The 22,843-nt window shown below is 69.7% G+C and carries 17 protein-coding genes; 9 read left to right on the forward strand and 8 right to left on the reverse strand.

Going from position 1 to position 22,843, the window contains the following annotated elements; translation table 11 throughout:
• Positions 1–225 precede the first annotated feature (225 nt).
• The 4 genes from lpdA (at position 226) to AB0O44_RS12560 (ending at position 4,537) form a co-directional block, all read left to right on the forward strand.
• Entirely contained in the window at positions 226–1,611 is a 1,386-nt protein-coding gene (gene lpdA / locus AB0O44_RS12545) for a dihydrolipoyl dehydrogenase (RefSeq protein WP_290258147.1), read from the forward strand.
• Between the two features lie 126 nt (positions 1,612–1,737).
• Positions 1,738–3,495: a 2-oxoglutarate dehydrogenase, E2 component, dihydrolipoamide succinyltransferase gene (sucB, locus tag AB0O44_RS12550; protein WP_364137789.1), complete on the forward strand. Its 1,758-nt coding sequence runs from the start codon at positions 1,738–1,740 to the stop codon at positions 3,493–3,495.
• Between the two features lie 140 nt (positions 3,496–3,635).
• Complete coding sequence (locus AB0O44_RS12555; RefSeq protein WP_364137791.1) at positions 3,636–3,986, forward strand: hypothetical protein; 351 nt, start codon at positions 3,636–3,638, stop codon at positions 3,984–3,986.
• A 122-nt stretch (positions 3,987–4,108) separates the two neighbouring features.
• Entirely contained in the window at positions 4,109–4,537 is a 429-nt protein-coding gene (locus AB0O44_RS12560; RefSeq protein WP_364137793.1) for an OsmC family protein, read from the forward strand.
• A gap of 135 nt (positions 4,538–4,672) precedes the next feature.
• On the opposite strand, the gene AB0O44_RS12565 is transcribed toward AB0O44_RS12560, so the two are convergent.
• A complete protein-coding gene (locus AB0O44_RS12565; RefSeq protein WP_364137795.1) occupies positions 4,673–8,329 on the reverse strand; it encodes a S41 family peptidase in 3,657 nt (1,218 codons plus the stop codon).
• Positions 8,330–8,403: 74 nt separating this feature from the next.
• On the opposite strand from AB0O44_RS12565, the gene AB0O44_RS12570 reads away from it, so the two are divergent.
• Positions 8,404–9,297 (forward strand): TIGR01777 family oxidoreductase, encoded by an 894-nt coding sequence (locus AB0O44_RS12570; RefSeq protein WP_364137797.1) that lies wholly within the window; start codon positions 8,404–8,406, stop codon positions 9,295–9,297.
• Positions 9,298–9,354: 57 nt separating this feature from the next.
• Here AB0O44_RS12570 and AB0O44_RS12575 read toward each other — a convergent pair whose 3' ends face one another.
• Positions 9,355–11,205 (reverse strand): serine/threonine-protein kinase, encoded by a 1,851-nt coding sequence (locus AB0O44_RS12575; RefSeq protein ID WP_364137799.1) that lies wholly within the window; start codon positions 11,203–11,205, stop codon positions 9,355–9,357.
• A gap of 107 nt (positions 11,206–11,312) precedes the next feature.
• Here AB0O44_RS12575 and lipB point away from each other — a divergent pair, with 107 nt between their 5' ends.
• The 3 genes from lipB (at position 11,313) to AB0O44_RS12590 (ending at position 13,836) form a co-directional block, all read left to right on the forward strand.
• Complete coding sequence (gene lipB, locus AB0O44_RS12580) at positions 11,313–11,981, forward strand: lipoyl(octanoyl) transferase LipB (RefSeq protein ID WP_364137801.1); 669 nt, start codon at positions 11,313–11,315, stop codon at positions 11,979–11,981.
• On the forward strand, positions 11,978–12,985 hold the full coding sequence (gene lipA / locus AB0O44_RS12585; RefSeq protein ID WP_290258155.1) for a lipoyl synthase: 1,008 nt from the start codon (positions 11,978–11,980) through the stop codon (positions 12,983–12,985). The genes lipB and lipA overlap by 4 nt, the downstream gene beginning before the upstream one ends.
• 89 nt (positions 12,986–13,074) lie before the next feature.
• Positions 13,075–13,836: a DUF4191 domain-containing protein gene (locus AB0O44_RS12590; RefSeq protein ID WP_290258156.1), complete on the forward strand. Its 762-nt coding sequence runs from the start codon at positions 13,075–13,077 to the stop codon at positions 13,834–13,836.
• A 250-nt stretch (positions 13,837–14,086) separates the two neighbouring features.
• On the opposite strand, the gene AB0O44_RS12595 is transcribed toward AB0O44_RS12590, so the two are convergent.
• Complete coding sequence (locus tag AB0O44_RS12595; protein WP_364137804.1) at positions 14,087–14,524, reverse strand: RDD family protein; 438 nt, start codon at positions 14,522–14,524, stop codon at positions 14,087–14,089.
• 297 nt (positions 14,525–14,821) lie between these two features.
• Between AB0O44_RS12595 and glnA the strand changes: the two genes are divergently transcribed.
• Positions 14,822–16,246 carry a type I glutamate--ammonia ligase gene (gene glnA, locus AB0O44_RS12600; protein ID WP_290258158.1) on the forward strand — a complete coding sequence of 475 codons (1,425 nt, stop codon included), beginning with the start codon at positions 14,822–14,824 and terminating at the stop codon, positions 16,244–16,246.
• Between the two features lie 104 nt (positions 16,247–16,350).
• Here glnA and AB0O44_RS12605 read toward each other — a convergent pair whose 3' ends face one another.
• From AB0O44_RS12605 to AB0O44_RS12625, 5 genes are all read right to left on the reverse strand, one after another.
• On the reverse strand, positions 16,351–16,878 hold the full coding sequence (locus AB0O44_RS12605; RefSeq protein WP_364137806.1) for a DinB family protein: 528 nt from the start codon (positions 16,876–16,878) through the stop codon (positions 16,351–16,353).
• 24 nt (positions 16,879–16,902) lie between these two features.
• Positions 16,903–17,433 carry a GNAT family N-acetyltransferase gene (locus AB0O44_RS12610; RefSeq protein WP_364137808.1) on the reverse strand — a complete coding sequence of 177 codons (531 nt, stop codon included), beginning with the start codon at positions 17,431–17,433 and terminating at the stop codon, positions 16,903–16,905.
• 4 nt (positions 17,434–17,437) lie between these two features.
• Positions 17,438–18,187: an amino acid ABC transporter ATP-binding protein gene (locus AB0O44_RS12615; RefSeq protein ID WP_364137810.1), complete on the reverse strand. Its 750-nt coding sequence runs from the start codon at positions 18,185–18,187 to the stop codon at positions 17,438–17,440.
• Entirely contained in the window at positions 18,184–19,713 is a 1,530-nt protein-coding gene (locus AB0O44_RS12620) for an amino acid ABC transporter substrate-binding protein/permease (RefSeq protein WP_364137812.1), read from the reverse strand. Before AB0O44_RS12620 ends, AB0O44_RS12615 begins: the two co-directional genes overlap by 4 nt.
• A gap of 121 nt (positions 19,714–19,834) precedes the next feature.
• A complete protein-coding gene (locus AB0O44_RS12625; protein WP_364137814.1) occupies positions 19,835–22,843 on the reverse strand; it encodes a bifunctional [glutamine synthetase] adenylyltransferase/[glutamine synthetase]-adenylyl-L-tyrosine phosphorylase in 3,009 nt (1,002 codons plus the stop codon).

Below are 22,843 nucleotides of genomic sequence, written 5' to 3' on the forward strand. Positions count from 1 at the left end.
CCACAGGCCCGCGTGAGACTGGACACAAGCGCTCCACAAACGCCACGGCAAGGTGGAGCATGGATTAGTGGTTCGCTAAGGTGAACCGTAGTTTCAAAGCATTCAGCTTCATGGAAGCAATTCCACACGAAAGGGAAGCCGCCTGCTGGCATAATCACGGCAGACAGATTCCAAGACCAGATGATGCGTACTCTCGCGTCATCGTTCACGCGAGGGAGCGTTTTAGTGGCCGATCAGGCAACTGCGCAAGAATTCGACATCCTGGTACTCGGCGGCGGCAGCGGCGGCTACGCCACCGCCCTCCGCGCCGTCCAGCTCGGCCTCACCGTCGGCCTCATCGAAAAGGGCAAGCTCGGCGGCACCTGCCTGCACAACGGCTGCATCCCCACGAAGGCCCTGCTGCACTCCGCCGAACTGGCCGACCACGCCCGTGACTCCGCCAAGTACGGCGTCAACGTGAGCCTGGACAGCATCGACATCTCCACGGTCAACTCGTACAAGGACGGCATCATCGCCGGCAAGTACAAGGGCCTCCAGGGTCTGATCAAGTCCAAGAAGGCCATCACGGTCATCGAGGGCGAAGGCAAGCTCCAGGGCACCGACACCGTCGTGGTCAACGGCACCGCGTACAAGGGCAAGAACATCGTCCTGGCCACCGGCTCCTACTCCCGCACCCTGCCGGGCCTCGAGATCGGCGGCAAGGTCATCACCTCGGACGAGGCGCTGACCATGGACTTCATCCCGAAGAGCGCCATCATCCTCGGCGGCGGCGTCATCGGCGTCGAGTTCGCCTCGGTCTGGAAGTCCTTCGGCGTGGACGTCACCATCATCGAGGGCCTGCCCTCCCTCGTCCCGAACGAGGACGCCACGATCGTCAAGAACTTCGAGCGCGCCTTCAAGAAGCGCGGCATCAAGTTCTCCACCGGCACCTTCTTCCAGGGCGTCGAGCAGAACAACGACGGCGTCAAGGTCACCCTGGTGGACGGCAAGACCTTCGAAGCCGACCTCATGCTCGTGGCCGTCGGCCGCGGCCCGGTCACCGCCAACCTCGGCTACGAAGAGGCCGGCCTCACCATCGACCGCGGCTTCGTGATCACCAACGAGCGTCTGCACACCGGCGTCGGCAACATCTACGCCGTCGGCGACATCGTCCCCGGCGTCCAGCTGGCCCACCGCGGCTACCAGCAGGGCATCTTCGTCGCCGAGGAAATCGCCGGCCTCAAGCCGGTCGTCGTCGAAGACGTCAACATCCCCAAGGTCACCTACTCCGAGCCGGAGATCGCGACCGTCGGCTACACCGAGAAGGCTGCCAAGGCCAAGTTCGGCGATGACCAGATCGAGACCCAGGAATACAACCTGGCCGGCAACGGCAAGAGCTCCATTCTGGGCACCTCCGGCCTGGTGAAGCTGGTCCGCCAGAAGGACGGCCCCGTCGTCGGCGTCCACATGATCGGCTCCCGTATGGGCGAGCAGATCGGCGAGGCCCAGCTGATCGTGAACTGGGAAGCCTACCCGGAGGACGTCGCACAGCTGGTGCACGCCCACCCGACGCAGAACGAGGCCCTGGGCGAGGCCCACCTGGCCCTCGCCGGCAAGCCGCTGCACGGCTAATAGCCCCCACCGCAGCACCGCAAGACCACCGCGCTTAGTGCACCCGGCCCGAAAAACCGGGTGCACTAAGCTCGAACCAGGCAGCAATCATCCGCACTAAAGATCAATAAGGAGAACGGGGACGACATGTCTGAATCCGTTAACTTGCCCGCCCTCGGTGAGAGCGTCACCGAAGGAACCGTCACCCGCTGGCTCAAGCAGGTAGGTGACCGGGTAGAGGTGGACGAGCCCCTGCTCGAAGTCTCCACCGACAAAGTAGACACCGAGATCCCCTCTCCGATCGCCGGCGTGATCGAGGAAATCCTCGTGGCCGAAGACGAGACCGCCGAGGTCGGCGCCCCGCTGGTGCGCATCGGCGACGGCTCCGGCTCCGCTGACGCCGCCCCGGCCGCTCCCGCTGAAGCCGCCCCGGCCGAGGAAGCCCCCGCCGAGACCCCGTCCGGCACCGAGGCTCCGGCCCCCGAGGACGAGACCCCGGCCGCTGCCGAGGCCCCGGCCGCCGCCCCCGCCGGCGAAGGCCACGAAGTCACTCTCCCCGCCCTGGGCGAGAGCGTCACCGAAGGCACCGTCACCCGCTGGCTCAAGAGCGTCGGCGACTCGGTCGAGGTCGACGAGCCGCTGCTCGAGGTCTCCACCGACAAGGTCGACACCGAGATCCCCTCCCCCGTTGCCGGCACCCTGCAGGAAATCCGCGTCGCCGAGGACGAGACGGCCGAGGTGGGCTCCGTCCTGGCCGTCATCGGTTCCGGCGCCGCTGCCCCGGCCGCCGCTCCGGCCCCCGAGGCCCCGAAGCAGGAGGCTCCCAAGCAGGAAGCCCCGAAGCAGGAAGCTCCGGCTCCGGCCGCTGCCCCGGCTCCCGCCGCCCCGAAGCAGGAAGCCCCGAAGGCTCCCGCCCCGGCCGCTGCTCCGGCTCCCGCCGCCCCCGCCAAGCAGGAGGCGCCCGCCGCCTCCTCGAGCGAGTCCGGCTACGTCACTCCCCTGGTACGCAAGCTGGCCAACCAGCACGGCGTCGAGATCTCCTCGCTGACCGGCACCGGCGTCGGCGGCCGCATTCGCAAGCAGGACGTCCTGGCCGCCGCCGAGGCTAAGGCCGCTCCGGCTGCCGCCGCCCCGGCGGCCGCGAAGGCCCCGTCCGCGGCGCCGACCGCCGAGGCTTCCTCGCTGCGCGGCACCGTCCAGAAGGCCCCGCGCATCCGCCAGGTCATCGCCCGCCGCATGCGCGAATCCCTGGACGTCTCCACCCAGCTGACCCAGGTGCACGAGGTCGACATGACCAAGGTCGCCAAGCTGCGTGCCCGCGCCAAGAACTCCTTCCAGGCGCAGAACGGCTCCAAGCTGACCTTCCTGCCCTTCATCGCCAAGGCTGTCGCCGAGGCCCTGAAGCAGCACCCGAAGCTGAACGCCTCCTACGACGAGGACAAGCAGGAGATCACCTACCACAACGCCGAGCACCTGGCGATCGCGGTGGACACCGACAAGGGCCTGCTGGTTCCGGTCATCTCCGACGCCGGCAACCTGAACCTCGCCGGCCTCTCCGGCAAGATCGCCGACGTCGCCGACCGCACCCGCAACGGCAAGATCGGCCCGGATGAGCTCTCCGGCGGAACCTTCAGCATCACCAACATCGGTTCCGTGGGCGCCCTCTTCGACACCCCGATCATCAACCAGCCCCAGGTCGCCATCCTGGGCACCGGCGCGATCGTCAAGCGCGCCGTGGTGGTCTCCGACGAGAACGGCGACGACTCGATCGCGATCCGCTCGATGATGTACCTCTCGCTGACCTACGACCACCGCCTGGTGGACGGCGCGGACGCGGGACGCTTCCTGCAGACGCTGAAGGCACGCCTCGAGGAAGGCGCCTTCGAGGCAGACCTGGGCCTCTAGCGGCAGGCGGTCCCCGGTTCCGGGGACCACACAGTACCAACGGCGACGGCGGTGCGGACCACGGTGTGAAACCACCGGCGGACCGCGCCGCCGTCGCCGTCTTACTACGGACCGTAGAATTCTCTGGTTAGACTGAAGCCATGAAAATTTTGTTCGACATCCTGGTCTTCCTCCACATCATCGGCGCCACCATGATCGTCGGCATCTGGATCGGCCAGATGAAGAAGCCCACCGTCCACCCGCGCCAGTTCGACGGCGCCGTGCTGCAGCTGATCACCGGCATCGCCATGATGGGCCTGATCCCGGCCCTGGACATGGACGTCAACTACGCCAAGCTGGGCATCAAGTTCGTCGTGGCGCTCGTCGTCGCGGTCCTGGCCTTCATCGGCCGCCGCCGGTACAAGAAGGACGAGCCCGTCGGCAAGGGCCTCGCCCACGCTGTGGGCGGCCTGGCGCTGCTGAACATCGCCATCGCCACCATCTGGCAGTAGTCCCGCGCTTCGACGGCGGCGGCGCACCCACCCGGGTGCGCCGCCGCCGTCGTTAACCCTAGGATGGAGAGCGGCAGGGTCCGGACGCCGGACTCCTGGATCAACGACGCTGAGGAGTGGATATGGCAACGACACGCACCGCACACACTGTATGGAACGGCGACCTGATGACCGGGGCAGGGAACACCAGCCTGGACAGCTCCGGGCTCGGCACCTTCGATGTCACCTGGAAGGCCCGCGCCGAGTCCGCCGAAGGCAAGACCAGCCCCGAGGAACTGATCGCCGCCGCGCACTCCGCCTGCTTCTCGATGGCCTTCAGCCACGCCCTCGCCCAGGCCGGCCACACCCCGGACGACGTCAACACCAAGGCCGACGTCACGTTCGAGCCGGGCACCGGCATCACCGGCAGCCACCTGACCCTGAACGCCAAGGTCCCGGGCCTGTCCGAGGAGGACTTCCAGCGCATCGCCGAGGAAGCCAAGACCGGCTGCCCCGTCTCCGCCGCGCTGACCGGGATCACCATCACCCTGGACGCCACCCTGGCCGCCTAGCCAGCAGCGCCGACACAAAGGGCCCCCGCCCTCCGGTTTCCCGGGGCGGGGGCCTTTGCCGTGCGTTCCGGCTGCCGGCCGCTCAGGGCTAGTCCCGGCCGGCGTTAGCCCTGCCGGTGCCAGTCCCTGCCGGCATTAGTCCTGCCGGCGGGGCGGCAGGGGTGCCGGGCGGACGTTGCGGTAGCCCTCGCGCAGCGGCGGCCGGTCCGTGGGCAGTTCCTGGATCATTTCCTTGAGCGCACCGATGCCGTATTCGAGCTGCGGGTCGCTGCCGGCGGCGTACGCGTGCGGCGGGAACGTCACCTCGATGTCCGGGTCCACGCCGTAGTTTTCGACGCCCCAGCCGACTCCCCCGGCGAACCAGTTGGCGTAGCGCGGCTGGGTGACGCCGGTGCCGTCCGCCAGCGAGAATCGGTTGTCGATCCCGACGACACCGCCCCAGGTCCGGGTGCCGATGACCGGGCCGATGCCGCGGAGCTTGGAGACCTGGGTGATGATGTCGCCGTCGGACCCGGCGAACTCGTCGGCGAGGATGATCACCGGCCCGCGCGGTGCGTGGTGCGGGTAGGTCCGGGGGCGTTCGCCGCGGGGCATGCTCCAGCCGGTGACCTTGCGGCCGATCAGCTCGGCCACGAGCTGGGAGGTGTGGCCGCCGCGGTTGCGCCGGACGTCCACGATCAGGCCGTCCAGGGCGGTCTCGGTGTCCAGGTCGCGGTGCAGCTGCGCCCAGCCGTTGGCCATCATGTCAGGGATGTGCAGGTAGCCGAAGGTCCCCTGCGAGGCCTCGCGGACCGTGCGCCGGTTGCCGGCGACCCATTCCTGGTAGCGCAGCCGCTCCTCGTCCTTGACGGGGACGACGGCGACTCGGCGCTGCTCTCCGGCGCGTTCGCCGTGGCGGGGGCCGTTGCGCAGCGTCAGTTCGACGGCGCGTCCTGCGGCGCCGGCCAGCTGCATCGAGGGCGAGAGTTCAGGGCTCAGTTCGATGCCGTCGACGGCCAGCAGGACGTCGCCCGGGCGGGCGTCGACGCCGGGCCGGGTCAGCGGCGAGGTGGCCAGCGGGTCGGAGGACTCCCCGGCGAGGATCCGGGTGATCTCCCAGCCCTCGGCGGTGGCGGCGAAGTCGGCGCCGAGCCGGCCCTGTCCGTTGCTGCCGTTCTCGGTGACCAGTGCGGGCCGGACGTAGGCGTGGGAGGTGCCAAGCTCGCCGTTCATCTCCCACAGCAGGTCCACGAGGTCGTCGTGGGAGCCGAGGCGGTCCACGATCGGGCGGTACCGGGCGTGGACGGAGTCCCAGTCCTGGCCGGCCATGTCCTCGGTCCAGAAGAACTCGCGCTGCAGCCGCCAGGACTCGTCGAAGGCCTGGCCCCAGACGCTGACCGGGTCCAGGCGCACCCGGATACGGTTCAGGTCCACCTTGACCAGCTGGCCGGACTCCTCGTCGGCCTTGGTACGGGCCGAGCTGACGCGGACCTGCTTGTCCTGGATCAGGACCACCTTCTCGCCGTCGCCGGTGAGCCGGTAGCTGTCGAGGGCCTCGACGATGGTGGTGCAGCGGCGCTTGGCCAGGTCGAAGCGGACCAGGCTGGGGGCCGCGTTCTTGTCCTCGAGGCTGGCGCGGCCGTCGCCGGTCACGCCGGCCAGTTCGTGGTCCAGCCAGAGCAGGGCTCCGGCGGCGGCGCTGAGGTGGGAGTAGTTGCCCTGCGGCACAGGGACGCTGATGACGCGGTGCGCCAGGCCCTCCGGGTCGACGGTGACCGCGGGGACGGTGTCCGCACTGTCAGCGTCGGAGTCCTTGGCATCCGGGCGGCCTGTCGTGCCCGAGGCGTCCGTGGCGCCGCCGGCGGCCACGGCCTCGGCCAGGGCGACGCTGGGGCCGAACGGGGACGGCGTCTCCGCGGCGAGGGCCACCAGGTACGGCTTGATCGGGCTGGGGAAGGACAGGTCGAAGGAGTGCCCGTCGTAGACCGGGTCGAAGCTGCGGTTGGAGAGGAAGGCCAGGAACTTGCCGTCCGGGGTGAAGACCGGGGAGTCGTCCCGGAAGCGGCCGTCGGTGACGTCGATGATCGCCCGGGCGTCCTTTTCTCCGCCGCCGTTGCCGCCGCTATCTTTGCCGGCGCCGTCTTTTCCGGCGGAGCCCGGCACCGGTGCGAGGCGCAGCCGGGTGCGGGCGCCGAAGGAGGTCACCGGTTCGGCCCAGCCCAGCCACGCCGAGTCCGGCGACCACGTGAAGCCCTCGATGGTGCCTTCGCCGATGGTGGTCAGCAGGGTCAGCTCGCCGGTGCGGGTATCCGCGAGATAGATGTCGCCGAAGGAGGTTCCGACGGCCAGCCAGTTGCCGTCCGGGCTTGCTTCCAGGGCGCTGGGTCGGCTGGGGCGGGGGAAATCGATGCGGGCGGTGCCGGCAGACGAACCCGTCCGGGCCTCGGCGGCGATTTCGGCACCGGCGGTGCCGCCGGCCGCGTCCGCGGTGGCGGCGGTCGCGTCGTCGGCCTGCGGGGCTGCCGCCCGGACCTGATGTGCAGCGTCGCGGCCCGCGGCGTCGGATCCGGCACGGGTGAGCGCGGCGGCCGAGACGGGGCGGGGCAGCGCCGGGCCGGCGTCGTCGTCGGAGTGGTTCGGGGTGGCGGGGGCGGCGGCCGGTGCCGTGGGCGCTGCCGCCCCTCTATGGCCGACCGCGCTGCTTCCCGCGCTGCTTCCTGACAGCGGCGCGGCGATCGGGCGCAGGTAAAGCGCCTCGACCCCGTCGTGGTCCGCGATGTAGGCGATCTTTCCCTCGCCGAAGGGGCGGGGCAGCCGTGCCCGGACCCCTGGAGTGGCCTCGAGGATGCGGGAGGGGCCGTCCTTGTGCCGCAGCCAGTGCAGGGTGCCGTGGGACTCGACGGCGCTGGAGTCGCCGGTGCGGTCCGGGATGACCTCGCCGAGGTGGCGGGAAACCTTCAGCGGCGTGGAGCGGCGGCCCTGCGCGGCGGAGCCGAGGCTGATATTCAGCTTGACGGCGTCCACGTCGAGGCTGCTCAGGAGCCAAAGCTCACCGGCGGACTCGAAGATGACCCGCTCGCCGTCGGTGGTGGCATGCCGGACGTAGAAGTCCTCGTGATCGGTGTGGCGGCGCAAGTCCGATCCATCCGGAAGCACCGAATAGAGGTTGCCGTAGCCCTCATGGTCGGAGAGGAACGCGATGCGGCCGCCGACCCAGAGCGGGTCGGTGAGGTTACCGTCGAGGTCCGGGACCAGGCGTTCGAATTCGCCGTTGCCGTCGGCGTCGATCCAGAGCTTGCCGGCGGTGCCGCCGCGGTAGCGCTTCCACCAGGCCGGTTCGCGGGAGAGCACGCTGGCGAGAACGAGGGGACGCTCGTCGCCGACGACCGTGCCGTACGCCAGGGACTCGACCGGGCCGTACGGGAGTTCCTCGGCGGTACCGCCCTCCAGGGGCAGGCTGTAGGCGTGGGTAAGGCGGCTGTCGCCCTGGCGGAAGGCGCTGGTGACGACGACGTTGCCCTCGGGCGTGAAGCCCTTGACCCGGGTGGAGCTGTGGCCGAAGTAGCTCAGCTGGCGGTAGCCGCCGCCGTCGACGTCGGCCGTCACCACCTCGGGCGCCGTTCCCTGCACCACGGTCCACACCAGGCGCCGGCCGTCCGGGCTGAACCGCGGGTTGCGGGCCGGCAACTGCAGCGAGGAAACACGCCAGGCGCGGCCGCCCTCGAGCGGGGCCACCCAGACGTCGTCCTCGGCCACGAAGGTGACCAGATCGCCGTGCAGGTGCGGGAAACGGAGGTAACTCGAAGAGGTCATCGTTCGATCATAGTCAACGGCGCGCCGCACCCCGGGGAGGTTTCCCTGCCGCGCCGGGCATGGTGAGATGAACCATGAGAATCCTCGTCGCCGGAGCCTCCGGGCTGATCGGAACTGCCCTCACCACCCGGCTGCGCACCAGCGGCCACGACGTCGTCAGCCTCGTCCGGCGGCCGGCCGCGACTGCCGCGGAAATCGAGTGGGACCCCTCCAGCGGCCGGCTGGAGGACTCCGCACTCCGCGGCGTGGACGCCGTCATCAATCTCTCCGGAGCCGGCATCGGCGACCGTCCGTGGACCAGCCGCCGGGTCGCCGAGCTGAAGTCCTCCCGGCTGGAGCCCACCACCACGCTGGTGGCCGCGATGCGGCGCTCCGCCACACCGCCGCCGGTCTTCCTCAGCCAGTCAGCCTCCGGTTTCTACGGCGACGCCGGATCCGCCGTCCTGCGCGAGGACTCCCCCGCCGGCCACGGCGTCCTCGCCGACATCTGCACCGAGTGGGAGGCCGCCGCCCACCAGGCGCCGGCCGGGGTGCGGGTGGTCACGCCGCGCACCGGCGTGGTGCTCAGCCGCAAGGGCGGCGCCCTGGGCAAGCTCCTCCCGTTGCTGCGCGCCGGCCTGGGCGGCCCGCTGGGCAACGGCCGGCAGTACTGGCCCTGGGTCACGCTGCCCGACGTCGCCGGGGCCTTCGAGTTCCTGCTGACCGCCCCGCTGGAGGGCCCGGTCAACCTCTGCGCCCCCGAGGCCTCCGACGTATGGGGGCTGATCCGGTCGCTGGCCGATGCCCTGCACCGTCCCGCCCTGCTGCCGGCACCGGCGCCGGTGTTGCGGCTGGCGCTCGGCCGGCTGGCGAACGAACTGTTGCTGGCGAGCCAGCGCATGGAGCCGGCCGCGCTGGCAGCCGCCGGATTCGAATGGCAGCATCCCACCGTGCGCGAGGCGGCCGCCTGGGTGGCAGCCGGACAGTAGCTCGGCCGCGGGATAGCGCCGCGGTTCTCTCCGGACATCGACTCCGCGCGGGCGTGCTTAGACGGCCGGCAGGATTTCGCGGATCCGCCACCTCCCGTCGACGGCGGTCATCACCAGAATCAGCCGCTGGTCTCCGGCTGCTGCCGCCTCCGCCACGAGCGCACCGTCCCGGTCCAGCTCCCGATAGGCCGGAGTCGCGACCGTGACCGCCAGCTGGACCCGGGCGCCGTCGTCCGGGAGGGCACCTGCCCCGCCCGTCCACGTGCTGCCAAGGGGCCGGGACCGCACCTCCAGCAGCCGCTGCTCGAACCCCTCGAGAACGTGACCGTCCGCGGCGAGCCGGGCGGCAACCCCGGCGTCGGCCGCCGCGGCGGGTGACCCTGGCTCCGTGACCCGCGCCAGCAGGGCATGGTTTCTGGTCCGCAGTGCCAGGCCGCGCAGCCGGGCCAGGCCCTGCACCGCCTCCTCGGGCCGGGCCGCGGAGAGCAGAGGCGCCACATCGGCTGGGATTCCATCCCGGTTCCCGTCCGGTGCTGCATCTCCGGTGGCAGCCGCGGGAGCCGTCGCCTGTACCGCCTGCCGCAGAGTTGTCTCCGGGTCGCCCAGCGCCGGCAGGAACACGAGTACCGCCGCGGCTGCCACCGCCACGAGTGCCATGAGGATGGCCCGGCGAAGTGAGGCCCGCCGGGCCACGGCCCGGTGCCGGGTCCGCCCCATCTGCCGCCGTGACTTACCCGCGGGGACAGCGGGGCTCCGCCGCAACCGCACCTCCGCCCGCCGCGTCAGCTCCCCGGGGACACCGGTACCGACCCGCGGCGGGTCAATACGGGTTCCTGTCCCGAGCCGCGCAGGTTCATCACGGCCTCCTGGTCTGTGCTGTGCCCCATCCCCACGACCACGTCGTCCGAGCCGGACCCGCGCGGCGGCGGTCCCGCGCAGCAGCGCCAGGACCACGGCGGAACGCCGGGCCGCCCGCCGTTCCCGGAACGTGGCCGGGCCGGAACGACGCGTCAGGAGCTCCGGGAGAACCGTGGGGTGAGCCGAGACGGTCAGGTCCACCGGGGCCGCCGTCGCCGAGCGGTACACGGCCGCCGCGAAGTCGGACGCGGAGGGGCGAAGCCGGCGGTCGAGCCGCAGACCCGACTCCAAGGCAGCGGTCAGGGCGGCCGGAACGCCCGGCACCAGCAACGGCAGCGGGGCACGCTGCGGCTCCGGCGGTGGCGGGGTACCGGTGAGGCAATACCAGCCGAGCGCCGCGACGGAGTAGACATCGGCCTCCGGCTGCAGCCCGGCACGGAAAGGATCCACAGGGGTGGGGTCTTGGAAGCCGCCGGTCCCGGCCGGGTGCGCATCGGCGGCGTCGGCGATCATCCGCCCGACGCCCAGGTCCGAGAGCAGCGGCTTCCCGTGCGCCGTGAAGAGCACGTTCCCGGGTGAGACGTCCCCGTGGGTAAAGCCCCTGCCGTGCAGGTAGCTCAACGCCTGCGCCACCGGGGTCAGGATGGTGACGGTCTCCCCCGGCCCCAGGCTGCCCCGCGCCGCGATCAGCTCTGCGAGCGAGCCGCCCGGCGCGTAGTCGAGCACCAGCGCCAGCCCGGTCCCGCCGTCGTCGCCCGCCCGGAAGCGCACCACGTCCCGCACCCCCACCAGGTGGGCGTGCTCCACCACCGAGAGGATGCGCACCTCCCGGCGGACGGCTTCCTCCGTCTCGGGACCAGGCTCCGTCACACCGCCGGCCCCGGACGGGCCACGGTCGAAACACTTGAGCGCTACGCTCGCGCAGGAGGCCTGCTCCGTGGCGAGCCAGACGACGGCGGAGCTGCCGCGGCCCAGCATTCGGCCCACCCGGTAACCCTCGACGTCGGGGCGCCCGGGCTCCCCGTGAATAGTGCGCGCAGATTCGTCCATAGCCCATGAATACGCGCTTTTCCGCGACGCCGCAGAAGTTATCCACAGGCGTGAGAGTTTGACCACAGAATCGGTTGGGGCACGGGGCGAGGTCTAAGCTGGATTCCATGACTCTTGAGTTCCAACAGCTGGGTCTTGCCCCGGACTTCATCGACTACACCCGCGGCTGGGAGATCCAGCGCGAACTCCACGCGAAGGTCCTCGCCGGCACGGCGCCCAGCACCGTCCTGCTGCTTGAACACGCTGCCGTGTACACCGCAGGCAAGCGCACCGAAGACCACGAACGTCCCTTCGACGGCACCCCGGTGGTGCCCGTGGACCGCGGCGGCAAGCTCACCTGGCACGGCCCGGGCCAGCTGGTGGGCTACCCGATCATCAAGCTGAAGAACCCCGCCGGCATCCGCGATTACGTCGAGCGCCTGGAGTCCGTGATGATCGCCGTTCTGGCCGACTACGGCATCGATGCCGTCCGAATCGAGGGACGCGCGGGCGTCTGGATCGACGCGGACGAGAAGGGACCCGCCCGCAAGATCGCGGCGATCGGCATCCGCGTCCACGAGGGCGTCACCATGCACGGCTTTGCGATCAACTGCAACAACGACCTGGCCCCGTACGGCCAGATCATCGCCTGCGGCATCACCGACGCCGGCGTCACGACGATCGCGCAGGAAACCGGCCGGGACGTCGCCCCGGCAGACCTCGTGTCGCGGATCATCGAAGAACTGCGCAAGAATGAAGAAGCCCTCGTCGCTACCCATGAAGGAGCCCTGCTGTGACCCTGGCACCAGAAGGACGCAAGCTGCTGCGTATTGAGCAGCGCAACGCGGCCACCCCGGTGGAACGCAAGCCGGAATGGATCAAGGCCAAGGTCCAGATGGGCCCGGAGTTCGTCCAGCTCAAGAACCTCGTGAAGAAGGAAGGCCTCCACACCGTCTGTGAAGAGGCCGGCTGCCCCAACATCTTCGAGTGCTGGGAAGACAAGGAAGCCACCTTCCTCATCGGCGGCTCCGAGTGCACCCGGCGCTGTGACTTCTGCCAGATCGACACCGGCAAGCCCTCCCCCGTGGACATGTTCGAACCCACCAAGGTGGCCCGCTCGGTCCAGTCCATGCAGCTGCGCTACGCCACCGTCACGGGCGTGGCCCGCGACGACCTCGCCGACGAGGGTGTCTGGCTCTACGCCGAAACGGTCCGCAAGATCCACGAGCTGAACCCCGGCACCGGCGTCGAGCTCCTGATCCCGGACTTCTCCGGCAAGCCCGAACACATCGCGGCGATCTGCGACTCCAAGCCCGAGGTCTTCGCCCACAACGTCGAGACCGTGCCCCGGATCTTCAAGCGGATCCGCCCGGCCTTCCGCTACGAGCGCTCCCTCGACGTCATCACCCAGGGCCGCAACCTGGGCATGGTCACCAAGTCCAATTTGATTCTGGGCATGGGCGAAACCCGCGAGGAAATCTCCGAGGCGCTCCGCGACCTGCACGACGCCGGCTGCGACCTGATCACCATTACCCAGTACCTGCGCCCGTCCGAGCGCCACCTGCCGGTGGACCGCTGGGTCAAGCCGCAGGAGTTCGTGGAACTGCAGCAGGAAGCGGACGAGATCGGCTTCCTCGGCGTCATGTCCGGCCCGCTGGTCCGCTCCTCCTACCGCGCCGGCCGCCTCTGGGCCACCGCGATGCGCAAGAAGGGTTGGGAAATCCCGGCCGAACTCGCGCACATCGAGAGCTCCGGAAGCACCCGCCAGGAAGCCAGCTCGCTGCTCGCGGCACACTCCTGAACCACCCGCACCGCACTGCCAGCCAGGGCCGGCGCCGGAGAGATCCGGCGTCCGGCCCTGAGCCGTGCATCACGTAGAATTAAGGCATTATGGCGAATTCCTCCGACTCCAGCACGTCCACCTCTTCAGCCGAAGCGCCGAAGCGTGGCCTTTTTTCCCGTAAGACCAAGGAAGCCAAGGTCAAGAAGCCGAGCCGGCTGAAGCAGATCAAGGACGTCTTCCAGATGACCCGGCGCCACGACCCGATGGTGACGTGGCTGATCCTGCTGGCGTTCCTCGGCACCGTCGCGGTTGCCCTGCTGGTCGGTTTCCTGCTGGAGAACTGGATCACGGGCCTGATCATCGGCATCGTGCTCGGTGTCCTCGCCGCCACCCTGGTGTTGTCCCGCCGCGCCGAGCGCGCCGCCTTCGCCCAGATCGAGAACCAGCCCGGCGCCTCCGGCGCGGCGCTGGGAACGCTCCGCCGCGGCTGGATCACCGAAGACCAGCCCGTGGCCGTCAACCCCCGCACCCAGGACGCCGTCTTCCGCGCCATCGGCCGGCCCGGCGTCGTGCTGGTCAGCGAGGGCCCCAGCCACCGCGTCAAGCCGCTGATCGACGGCGAACGCAAGCGCCTGGCCCGCATCCTGCCGAACGTGACCATCCACGTGATCGAAAGCGGCCGCGGCGAGGGCCAGACCCCCATCAGCCAGGTCGCCCGCAAGATGGGCAAGATGAAGAACGAGCTCACCAAAACCGAGGTCAGCACCGTCTCCAAGCGCATCTCCTCGCTCGGCAACCGCCTGCCGATCCCCAAGGGCATCGACCCATACAAGGCGCGCCCGGACCGCAAGGCAGCACGCGGCCGCTAAGCACCGCAGCCCACCGGACGCCCCGGTCCAGGCCATTGGCCAGGAACCGGGGCGTCCTGCGTTTAAGTGCTGGTCCGCGGCCGGTGGGGGCTGGCGCTGATGGCGGTTCGGGGGTTCGGCCCGCCGGTAGGGTGCGGGATCGCGGGTTGGAAACGACGAGCCCGGGCGGAACGGACGAGTGGGAGGCATGCGGCACGACAGCGAGGACGACGAAGGCGGTCCGGCCCGGGTGCCCCCGCGCCGGCTTGCGTCAGCGGCGGATCAGGATGGTGTTGACGGCCTTGTCGTGCAGGCCGCGGTGGTCCGGGTCGAAGATGACGGCGGGGATCACCAGGCAGAGCAGGAGCGCGCGGACCGCACCGGCAAGCGGTCCGGCCGGGCCTCCCCCGAGCCGGACGACGTGGATGTTCACGACCCGGTGGCCGATGCTGTAACCCAGGGTTCCCACCAGCAGGGCCTGCTCCACCGCGAATACGGCGAGGGTGGCCCAGGAGTTGCCGGCGAAGGCGAAGTTGCTGATCAGCAGGGCGATGCCCCAATCGATGCAGATCGCGATGATCCGGCGGCCGGCCCTGGCCATCGAGCCGGGGCCGGATTCGGGCAGGCCCAGACGCTCCCCCGGGTACTTGGAGATGCCGGAGGTGTCCGGTCCGCTGAGCCACGAGCCAAGGTCTTTACGATCTACCACCTGCCAAGTTTACCGGGCGTCGGCAGGCCTCCGGAGCATTCACAGTGTGGACTCAAACGGCTCAAATCGCGGACATGGATAGGCCACAGTGTGGACACCGGCTAGCTTTAGAGGGTCAGCGCGGTTTGTAACCTGCGCGAAACAAAGCTGACACCGCGGGGAAACTCCCAATCCCTAGGGTGGTAACAGTTGTTAGCGGGATCCTGAGCGGGGACGGCAGTGCGCTGTCCCCGGCGTCGGACTGCGCTGGCCCGTACGGCCCCTGGGCCCGACCTTTCATATGCGTAAGGAGCATAGATGTTCAAGACTGCGGACGAAGTCCTCAAGTTCATCAAGGACGAAGACATCAAATTCGTCGATATCCGCTTCACCGACCTCCCCGGCGTGCAGCAGCACTTCAACGTCCCGGCCAAGAGCGTCGACGCGGACTTCTTCGTCAACGGCCAGCTCTTCGACGGTTCGTCGATCCGCGGCTTCCAGGGCATCGCCGAGTCGGACATGCAGCTCATCCCGGACGTCACGACGGCGTTCGTGGACACCTTCCGCATCGAGAAGACCCTCGCGCTGAACTTCTCCATCGTCAACCCCCGCACCGGTGACCCGTACCACCGTGACCCGCGCGGCGTGGCCGAGAAGGCCGAGGCCTACCTGGCCTCCACCGGCATCGCCGACACCGCGTTCTTCGCCCCCGAGGCCGAGTTCTTCGTCTTCGACAACGTCCAGTACCAGTCCTCCCCGCAGGGCAGCTTCTACAAGATCGACTCCGAGGAAGCCCACTGGAACACCGGCCGCGAGGAAGAGGGCGGCAACCTGGGCTACAAGACCCCCGTCAAGGGCGGTTACTTCCCGGTCTCCCCCACCGACAAGCAGGCCGATCTGCGCGACGCCATGTGTGTTGCGCTGGACGAGGCCGGCCTTGAGGTCGAGCGCAGCCACCACGAGGTTGGCTCCGCCGGCCAGGCCGAGATCAACTACAAGTTCACCACCCTGACCCACGCGGCCGATGACCTGCAGAAGTTCAAGTACGTCATCAAGAACACCGCGGACGCCTGGGGCAAGTCAGTCACCTTCATGCCGAAGCCGGTCTTCGGTGACAACGGTTCGGGCATGCACTGCCACCAGTCGCTGTGGAACGGCGGCGAGCCGCTGTTCTACGACGAGAAGGGCTACGCCGGCCTGTCCGACACCGCCCGCTGGTACATCGGCGGCCTGCTCAAGCACGCCTCCGCCGTCCTGGCCTTCACCAACCCGACGGTGAACTCCTACCGCCGCCTGGTCAAGGGCTTTGAGGCCCCGGTCAACATGGTCTACTCGCAGGGCAACCGCTCGGCCGGTATCCGTATCCCGATCACGGGTTCCAACCCGAAGGCCAAGCGCATCGAGTTCCGCGCGCCGGACCCCTCCTCCAACCCGTACCTGGCGTTTGCCGCACAGCTGATGGCCGGCATCGACGGCATCCGCAACCGGATCGAACCGCCGGCTCCGATCGACAAGGACCTCTACGAGCTCCCCGCCGAGGAGGCCAAGGACATCCCCAAGGCACCGGGCACCCTCGAGGAGGCCCTGGAGGCACTGGCCGAAGACAACGAGTTCCTGCAGGCCGGCGGCGTGTTCACCCAGGACCTGATCGACACTTGGATCGAGTACAAGTACGAGAACGAGATCCGTCCGCTCTCGCTGCGCCCGAACCCGTACGAATTCGAGCTCTACTACGGCGTCTAGTCCCTGACATAAGACGCAGGTAGGAACAGGAACGGCCCCCGCCTTGTGGCGGGGGCCGTTCCTTTTTAAGGCTTCCTCGTTAAGGCGTCCTCGTGAATGCGCAGTTATTCGCCGGTGGCGCCGTCGAGTTGTTCGCGCAGCAGATCCGCGTGGCCGTTGTGGCGGGCGTACTCCTCGATCATGTGGACCAGCACCCAGCGGAGTGATACGTTGCCCCGGCGGTGGTGCTTGCCGGTGACGTCCAGGTCCGGCGCGGCGGCGACGAAGGCGTCCGCGAAGTCCACGGCAGCGCGCCAGGCCGCCCAGGCCTCGCCAACGGCCTCGGCGGTGGGTTCCACGCCGTTGAAGTCGTAGTCCGGGTCCTCGTCCGACTCGAACGGGGCCGGGACACTCCCGCCGGCCAGCATCCCCCGGAACCAATGATGCTCGACATTGGCCAGGTGCCGCACCAGACCCAGAAGCGAGAGGGTGGAGGGCGGCACCGCGGCCCGGGCCAGGTCGGCCGGGGCCAGGCCGGCACACTTGAGCTCCAGTGTCTTGCGGTGCCAGGTGAGGAAGCCGGTGAGGGTGGTGCGCTCATCGGCGGTGGGGCCCGGTTCGGGACGGGGATCGGTGACGGGGTTGGCAGTCATGGCCGCCAGTCTAAGGCGAAGCCGTCAGAATGCGCGGTACATGATCCGCTGCGGCCCGGCGTTCCCCCCGAGGTACTGCCCCCAGTCCTCGAAACCGGCCCTGCGGTAGGCCGCCTGCCCGGCAGGATTCGCCTCGTTGACCGAGAGGACGACGCCGCGCTGGGTCCCGCCGAGCGCGGCGGTGAGCCGGGCGGCCTCCCGGACCGCCCCCAGGGCCGCGGCGGTGCCGTAGCCGCGGCCCTGGGCGCGCCGGTCGATGGCGAAACCGCGCAGCAGCCAGGCCGAATCGTCGTCGGCCCAGCCGGCGGAGCGGGCGGCGCCGGACTGCAGGGTCGCGGCGCCCACCGCCGCGCCGCCGACGTCCAGCACGTACGGGTGCCGCGACTCCTCGGCCAGGCCCACCACGGCCATCCGCAGCGGCTCGCCGACGAACCGGTCCTGGCCGGCGCCGAGTTCGACGCCGGCCAGCTCACCGAGCTTGACGGCGCGGGCGTCGTCGTCGAGGTCCTTCAAAGGAATCAGCCACACGTGCGGGGCAGCCGGGGGTCGTGCCACGGTCCTAGAGCACCTTGGAGAGGAAGTCCCGGGTGCGCTGCTGCTGCGGGCTGCCGAAGAGGGTCTCGGGCTCACCCTGCTCGCAGATGACGCCGTCGGCCATGAACAGCACCCGGTCCGCCACCTCGCGGGCGAAGCCCATCTCGTGGGTGACCAGCACCATGGTCATGCCCTCCGCGGCGAGGTCCTTGATGACCTGCAGCACCTCGCCGACCATTTCCGGGTCCAGCGCGGAGGTGGCCTCGTCGAAGAGCATGATGTCCGGATTCATCGCCAGGGCTCGGGCGATCGCCACACGCTGCTTCTGGCCGCCGGACAGCGACGCCGGACGGGCGTCGGCCTTCTCGGCGAGCCCGACCCGCTCCAGCAGCTTCAAGCCGTTGGCGCGGGCCTCGTCCTTGGTCTGCTTCTTCGATTCAACGGGTGCCAGCATGATGTTCTCGATCACGGACATGTGCGGGAACAGGTTGAAGTGCTGGAAGACCATGCCGATGTGCCGGCGGACCTCGTTGATGTCCACCTTCGGGTCGGTGACGTCGAAGCCGTCCACGGTGACGTGGCCGGCGGTGATGTCCTCGAGCTTGTTCAGGCAGCGCAGGAACGTGGACTTGCCGGAGCCGGAGGGGCCGATCACGCAGACCACCTCGCCCTCGGCCACCTCGGCGTTAATGCCCTTGAGGACCTCATTGCTGCCGAAGGACTTCTTCAGTTCCCGGACCGAGATCTTGCTGGCGGGGGTAGCTGCCGTGGTCATTTGTTGAACCTCTTATCCGCGAAGTTGGCCAGCCTGGTCAGGAGCATGATGACGACGAAGTAGAGCACCGCCACGATCAGCAGGGTTTCGGTGATCCGGAAGTTGCCGGCGTAGATCTGCTGGCCCTGGTAGAGCAGTTCGGCGAAGCCGATAGCCAGCAGCAGGGAGCTGTCCTTGAGCATGATGATCAGCTGGTTGATCAGCGACGGAGTCATGATCTTGAACGCCTGAGGGACCACCACCTTCTGCATGGACTTTGCGTAGCCCAGGCCCAGGCTGCGGCTGGCTTCCAGCTGGCCGGGGTCCACGGACTGGATGGAGCCGCGGACGATCTCGGTGATGTACGCCGCGGAGTTCAGGCTCAGGGTCAGGACGGCGGCGACCCAGATGTCGATGGGCTGTCCGGTGAGCTGCGGGATGCCGAAGTAGAAGAAGAACGCCCAGACCAGCAGCGGCGTGCCGCGGAAGATGTTGACGAACGTGGTGGCGATGCCGCGCAGGATGACCGAGGTGGAGATCTTGAAGAAGCCCATGAACAGGCCGATCAGCATGGCCAGGACGAAGGAGATCGCCGTGACCAGGACGGTGTTGCCGAGGCCCTTCATCAGCGCCGGGAAGCTGTTCGCGAGCAGGTCCCAGAAGCTGGAGGAGGTGGCCTGGGTGGGGTCTTTGAGGTACTTGTCGAGGATCTTCTGGTACTCGCCGCTGGACTTCAGGTCGGCGAGGCCGGTGTTGAAGGCCTTGAGCAGTTCCGGGTTGCGGCCCTTGTTGACGGCGAAGCCGTAGGAGCCGCCCTTTTCCTTCTCGGTGACGGACTTCAGCCCGTTGTTCTGGCTGATGCCGTAGGCCAGCACCGGGTAGTCGTCGAAGACGGCGACGGCGTTGCCGGACTTGACGAGTTCGTACATGGTGGCGGACTGGTCCAGGGACTTGACCGTGAAGCCGTACTTGCCGGCGATCGACTTGGCGAAGGTCTCGCCCTCGCTGCCGGTCTTGGCGGTGACGGTCTTGCCCCTGAGGTCCTCGTAGCCCTTGATATCGGTGTTGTTCTTGGCCACCGCCATCTGGACGCCGGATTCGAAGTAGGGGTCCGAGAAGTCGTAGATCTGCTTGCGCGGCTCCGTGATGGACATGCCGGCGATCACGCCGTCCACCTGGTTGGAGGAGAGCGCCTGCAGCGCGGCGTTGAAGCCGAGGGACTTGATCTCGACCGAGAAGCCCTGGTTCTTGGCGATCGTCCGGATGATGTCCATGTCGATGCCGGTGAGGTCGCCGCCGGCGTCGCGGAACTCGAACGGGGCGAACGTGGTGTCCGTCCCGATGACGTAGGTCTTCCCGGCAACGCTCGACGGCGCGGTTCCCGGCTGTGCGGCGACAGTAGCCGCGGGGGCGGCCGCGGAGGCGCCCTGGGCGTGCGCCGCGGCCGCGCCGGGGGCCCCGAGGATCAGTGCGGCGAACGCGAGCAACGCCCCGAGGAGGGTGGCCGTCCGCGGCCGGGAGGACCCGGCCTGCTGGAGTCTGGGCAAGGTAGAACAACCCCTAGGTAAGTGCGGGTGACGGCCCGTGGGACCGGCAAAGTACCCCTCGAGGCTACCCGCATTTGGCCTCCGGCGGCACGGGAGGGCGCCGCACAGGGGTCACGGGCGGCTACTGGCCGTAAAAAACGCGCTCGAAGACGGCACGGGCGCGGCGGCTCAGCCGGAGGTAGTCCTCCTCAAGTGCGGCCGCGTTGCCTTGGCCGTAGCCGCACCAGCGCGCCACGGCCTCAAGGTCGCGGCGGGAGGAGGGCAGGAGGTCCGAGGCGCGGCCGGTCCAGATGACGTTGGCGGAGCGGATCCTGCATGCCAGCCGCCAGGCACGCAGCAGCAGCACTACTTCCCCGGCCTCCAGCAATTCGAGTTCCGCGGCCGCCTCGAGGGCCTGCACGGTGGAGGTGGTCCGCAGTTCCGGGTGCCTCCCTGCGTGCCGCAGCTGCAGCAGCTGGGCGAGCCACTCGACGTCGCTGAGGCCGCCGCGGCCCAGCTTCAGGTGCCGGGCGGGATCCGCGCCTCGGGGCAGCCGTTCGGACTCCACCCGGGCCTTGATCCGGCGGACCTCCCGGACGTCCTGCTCGGCAAGGGACTCGGGGTAGCGGATCGGGTCGATCAGGGCGATGAAGTCCGCGGCGAGGTCGTCGTCGCCGGCCATCGGGCGGGCCCGGAGCAGGGCCTGCGCCTCCCAGACCAGGGACCAGCGCCGGTAATACTCCGCGTAGGACTCCAGCGACCGGACCATGGGCCCGTTCTTGCCCTCGGGGCGCAGGTCGGCGTCGACCATGAGGACCCGCTCGGCCAGCACGGCGGGCTTCAGCGGCTGGGTCAGCAGGCTGGAGAGCTTGCCCACGATCCGGGCCGCCTGCTGCTGCGCCTCCTCCTCGGAGATGCCGGGCAGGCCGCGGTGGACGTACATGACGTCCGCGTCCGAGCCGTAGCCGATCTCGCGGCCGCCCTGCCGGCCCATGGCCACCACCAGCACCCGGGTCTTCAGTGGTTCGCCCGCCGCGACGACGGTCTCGGCCACGCGCAGGGCGCCGAGGACCGCGGCGCGGTCCGTGTCCGCCAGGGCGGCGCCCACCTGGTCCTGGTCCAGGAGCCCGGCGCTGTCCGCGATGGCGATTCGGAGGATCTCCCGGCGGCGGATCAGCCGGATCAGCCGCATGGCGCTCTCCGGGTCCGAGTGGCGGGACATCTTCGAGGTGATTTCCAGCCACTGCGCCTCGTAGCTGAGCGGCACCAGGTCCTTGTCCGAGCCGAGCCAGGCCACCGATTCGGGCGAGACCTCCAACAGGTCCGCGATCAGCCGGGAGTTGGATAGCACGTGGCAGAGACGCTCGGCGGCCGCCGTCGAATCCCGCAGCAGCCCGAGGTACCAGTGCGTGGTGCCCAGGGCCTCGCTGACGCGGCGGAAGGCCAGCAGGCCGCCGTCGGGGTCCACGCCTTCGGCGAGCCAGCCCAAGAGGATCGGCAGCAGCTGGCGCTGCAGCGCGGCGCGGCGGCTCACCCCCGCGGTCAGCGCCTCGATGTGCCGCATGGCGCCTGGCGGGTCCAGATAGCCCAGCGCCGCGAGCCGACCCTGCGCGGCCTCCGGGGTCAGCCGGGCCTCCTCGGTGCTGAGGGCGGCGGCCGTGTTCAGCAGCGGCCGGTAGAAGATCCGGTCGTGCAGTTCCCGGACCGAGCGTTTGGTCTTGCGCCAATCGTCCAGGAGCGCGTCCGGGTGCGGACGGTCGTCGGAGAGGGAGCCCAGCACCGCCTTGGCCAGGGACCGCAGCGAGGCCTCCTTGACCGGCATGAGGTGGGTGCGGCGCAGCTGGAAGAGCTGGATCCGGTGCTCCAGCAGCCGCAGGTAGCGGTAGTCGCGGTCGAATTCCGCGGCGTCGGTGCGGCCGATGTAGCCACCGGCCGACAGCGCGGCGATCGCGGCGGTGGTGTCCCGGCAGCGCAGCGACTCGTCGGACTTCCCGTGCACCAGCTGCAGCAGCTGGACGGTGAATTCCACGTCGCGCAGGCCGCCGCGGCCCAGCTTCAACTGCCGCTGCTCCTCGTCGGACGGGATGTGCTCGGTGACGCGCCGGCGCATGGACCGGACGGATTCGACGAAGCCCTCGCGGCCGGCGGAGGACCAGATCAGCGGTGCGACGGCGGCCTCGTAGCGGGCGCCGAGGTCTGCGTCGCCGGCGATGGCCCGGGCCTTCAGCAGCGCCTGGAACTCCCAGCTCTCGGCCCAGCGGGCGTAGTAGCTCTCGTGCGAGGGCAGGGTGCGCACCAGCGGCCCGGACTTCCCCTCGGGCCGCAGGTTCGCGTCGACCTCCCAGAGGCCGGGTTCCTTGCCGGTGGACATGATGGCGCGGGAGAGGCCGGAGGCCAGGGCGGTGCCGATTGTCGCGGCGCGGGCGTCCTCCAGCGGGCCGCCGTCGATCACGTAAATAACGTCCACGTCGGAGATGTAGTTCAGTTCGCGGGCGCCGCACTTGCCCATGCCGATCACGGCGAGCCCGACGGCGGCGACGTCCTCCGCCCCGAACTGCTCCGCCGCCTCGGCCCGGGAGACGGCGAGGGCCGCCTCGATGGCGGCGGCGGCGAGGTCCGCCAGTTCGGCGCCGACGGCCGGCAGGTAGTCCAGCGGGTCCGCCGCGCAGAGGTCCTTGATGGCCAGGTCCACGACGCCGCGGCGGTACGCGGTCCGGAGCGCGGCGTAGCCGTCCTGGCCGGTCAGCCCGGCGACGGGGCGCGCGGCCTTCGGGTCGGCGCGGACGGACTGCAGGAGCCGGGTGCGCAGCGCGGCCGGATCCGCGGGGACCGGTTCGGGGCTGACGGGCGCGTCGAAGGCAGCCAGGTGCCCCGGGTGGCGGAGCAGGAACTCCCCCAGCGCCTCGGACGCGCCGAGCACCCGGTAGAGCGGCTCGCTGCGCTCCGGGTCCGCGGCGAGCTGGCGCAGGTCCGGGTTCTTCTCGATCAGCCGGACCAGGGACAGCAGTGCGGTGTCCGGGTTGGCGGCGAGCCGGAGCCCGGCGAACAGCGCCTCGCGGTCCAGCCCCTCGAGTTCGGGGGCGGCCAGGAAGCGTTCGCCGCGGTCGAGGTCGTCGAACCCCGCGGCGATCAGGCGCCGAGCCAGGCTCAC

This window comes from Arthrobacter sp. NPDC080082, assembly GCF_040686595.1.
Classification (GTDB): domain Bacteria; phylum Actinomycetota; class Actinomycetes; order Actinomycetales; family Micrococcaceae; genus Arthrobacter.

Excerpts from the sequence above, each read along its gene's own strand:
- sucB (WP_364137789.1), top strand. The coding sequence starts at position 1,738 with ATGTCTGAATCCGTTAACTTGCCCGCCCTCGGTGAGAGCGTCACCGAA.
- AB0O44_RS12555 (WP_364137791.1), top strand. The coding sequence starts at position 3,636 with ATGAAAATTTTGTTCGACATCCTGGTCTTCCTCCACATCATCGGCGCC.
- AB0O44_RS12560 (WP_364137793.1), top strand. The coding sequence starts at position 4,109 with ATGGCAACGACACGCACCGCACACACTGTATGGAACGGCGACCTGATG.
- AB0O44_RS12565 (WP_364137795.1), bottom strand. The coding sequence starts at position 8,329 with ATGACCTCTTCGAGTTACCTCCGTTTCCCGCACCTGCACGGCGATCTG.
- AB0O44_RS12570 (WP_364137797.1), top strand. The coding sequence starts at position 8,404 with ATGAGAATCCTCGTCGCCGGAGCCTCCGGGCTGATCGGAACTGCCCTC.
- AB0O44_RS12575 (WP_364137799.1), bottom strand. The coding sequence starts at position 11,205 with ATGGACGAATCTGCGCGCACTATTCACGGGGAGCCCGGGCGCCCCGAC.
- lipB (WP_364137801.1), top strand. The coding sequence starts at position 11,313 with ATGACTCTTGAGTTCCAACAGCTGGGTCTTGCCCCGGACTTCATCGAC.
- AB0O44_RS12590 (WP_290258156.1), top strand. The coding sequence starts at position 13,075 with ATGGCGAATTCCTCCGACTCCAGCACGTCCACCTCTTCAGCCGAAGCG.
- glnA (WP_290258158.1), top strand. The coding sequence starts at position 14,822 with ATGTTCAAGACTGCGGACGAAGTCCTCAAGTTCATCAAGGACGAAGAC.
- AB0O44_RS12605 (WP_364137806.1), bottom strand. The coding sequence starts at position 16,878 with ATGACTGCCAACCCCGTCACCGATCCCCGTCCCGAACCGGGCCCCACC.
- AB0O44_RS12615 (WP_364137810.1), bottom strand. The coding sequence starts at position 18,187 with ATGACCACGGCAGCTACCCCCGCCAGCAAGATCTCGGTCCGGGAACTG.